This window comes from Acetobacterium wieringae (genome assembly GCF_001766835.1).
GTDB classification, from domain to species: Bacteria; Bacillota; Clostridia; order Eubacteriales; family Eubacteriaceae; genus Acetobacterium; species Acetobacterium wieringae.
Map to the genome: position 1 here is coordinate 1 of NZ_LKEU01000038.1, position 2678 is coordinate 2678.

At 51.5% G+C, this 2678-nt stretch carries 1 rRNA gene; it reads right to left on the reverse strand.

Annotation, left to right across the window (positions count from 1 at the left end):
* Positions 1-2678: ribosomal RNA gene (locus tag ACWI_RS14640) — 23S ribosomal RNA — on the reverse strand; the annotation flags it as partial.

Here is a 2678-nt window from a genome sequence, read left to right on the forward strand (position 1 = left end):
GGTGAGATATCTTATCTTGAGGGGGGCTTCGTGCTTAGATGCCTTCAGCACTTATCCCTTCCAAACTTAGCTACCCAGCTATGCTCCTGGCGGAACAACTGGTGCACCAGTGGTTTGTCCGTTCCGGTCCTCTCGTACTAGGAACAGCTCCTCTCAAATATCTGACGCCCACGACGGATAGGGACCGAACTGTCTCACGACGTTCTGAACCCAGCTCGCGTGCCTCTTTAATGGGCGAACAGCCCAACCCTTGGGACCTGCTTCAGCCCCAGGATGAGACGAGCCGACATCGAGGTGCCAAACCTCCCCGTCGATGTGGACTCTTGGGGGAGATAAGCCTGTTATCCCCGAGGTAGCTTTTATCCGTTGAGCGATGGCCCTTCCACTCGGAACCACCGGATCACTAAGCCCGACTTTCGTCTCTGCTCGAGATGTCTCTCTCGCAGTCAATCACCCTTTTGCCTTTGCACTCTAAAAGATGGTTTCCAACCATCCTGAGGGTAACTTTGGGCGCCTCCGATACTTTTTAGGAGGCGACCGCCCCAGTCAAACTGCCCGTCTGACACTGTCCGATGACCGGATTACGGCCACTCGTTAGAATTCCAATAGTACAAGGGTGGTATCCCAAGGGTGGCTCCTTCGAAACTGGCGTCCCAAATTCTTTGCCTCCCACCTATCCTGTACGTGTACTACCAAAACTCAATGCCAGATTGCAGTAAAGCTCTACGGGGTCTTTCCGTCCTGTCGCGGGTAACTCGCATCTTCACGAGTACTACAATTTCACCGGGTGTGTTGTCGAGACAGCGCTCAAATCGTTACGCCTTTCGTGCGGGTCAGAACTTACCTGACAAGGAATTTCGCTACCTTAGGACCGTTATAGTTACGGCCGCCGTTTACTGGGGCTTAAATTCGCACCTTCGCTTGCGCTAAGCACTCCTCTTAACCTTCCAGCACCGGGCAGGCGTCAGCCCCTATACATCATCTTTCGATTTAGCAGAGACCTATGTTTTTGCTAAACAGTCGCTTGAGCCTCTTCTCTGCGGCCCCCCTTAAGGGGCACTCCTTCTCCCGAAGTTACGGAGTCATTTTGCCGAGTTCCTTAACAACACTTCTCCCGCTCATCTTAGGATTCTCTCCTCGCCTACCTGTGTCGGTTTACGGTACGGGCACCTTCTCTCTCAATAGAAGCTTTTCTTGACAGCGTGAAATCAGCGACTTCCCTACTTATTTTTCGTTCCCCGTCACGCCTTGGCCTTAAGATCAAGGGGATTTGCCTCCCTGATCAGCCTTGACGCTTGGCCCAGCTTTTCCAACCGCTGGGTTCGCTTATCCTTCTGTGTCACTCCATCTCTCAAACAATTAAAGGTGGTACAGGAATTTCAACCTGTTGTCCATCGCCTACGCTGCTCGCCTCGGCTTAGGCCCCGACTTACCCTGAGCGGACGAACCTTCCTCAGGAAACCTTGGGCTTTCGATGGTGAAGATTCTCACTTCACTTTCGCTACTCATGCCAACATTCTCTCTTGTCCCCAGTCCACCTAACCTTACGATTAAGCTTCGCCCCTGGGACATTGCTCCCCTACCACTATGGTAGTACCATAATCCATCGCTTCGGTGCCAGATTTTAGCCCCGTTCATCTTCGGCGCACAACCACTCGACCAGTGAGCTATTACGCACTCTTTAAATGTGTGGCTGCTTCTAAGCCAACATCCTGGTTGTTTGTGCAGTTGCACATCCTTTCCCACTTAATCTGGACTTGGGGACCTTAGCGGATGGTCTGGGCTGTTTCCCTTTCGACTATGAGACTTATCTCACACAGTCTGACTGCTGTATATAAGTGGATGGCATTCGGAGTTTGATACGGTTCAGTAAGCTTTACGCCCCCTAGCCGATTCAGTGCTCTACCTCCATCACTCTTTACTACAACGCTAGCCCTAAAGCTATTTCGGGGAGAACCAGCTATCTCCGTGTTCGATTGGAATTTCACCCCTATCCACAACTCATCCAAGCCTTTTTCAACAGACACTGGTTCGGACCTCCACTTGGTTTTACCCAAGCTTCATCCTGGTCATGGATAGATCACACGGTTTCGGGTCTACAGCATGCAACTATTCGCCCTGTTCAGACTCGGTTTCCCTGCGGCTCCGTACCTGAAGTACTTAACCTTGCTACATACCGTAACTCGTTGGCCCGTTCTACAAAAAGCACACCGTCACTTGCGCTCCGGCTGCTTGTAAGCACAGGGTTTCAGTTTCTATTTCACTCCCCTTCCGGGGTTCTTTTCACCTTTCCCTCACGGTACTTTCCGCTATCGGTCAATCAGTAGTATTTAGCCTTGGGGGGTGGGCCCCCCATCTTCCCACAGGGTTTCACGTGTCCCGTGGTACTCGTCGATTACCCACTCACTCTATTTTCACTTACGGGGATCTCACCCTCTGCGTCCGGCCTTCCCATGCCGTTCAGCTAATAAAGTAAATTTGTTGTAATCCGGGCTCTTCCTCTTTCGCTCGCCGCTACTCAAGGAATCGATGTTTCTTTCTTTTCCTCCGGGTACTAAGATGTTTCAGTTCCCCAGGTTCCCTCCATAACGCTATGTATTCACGTTACAGTGACTGGTCTTCTACCAGCCGGGTTTCCCCATTCGGATATCTGCGGATCAACGGTTATGTGCACCTTC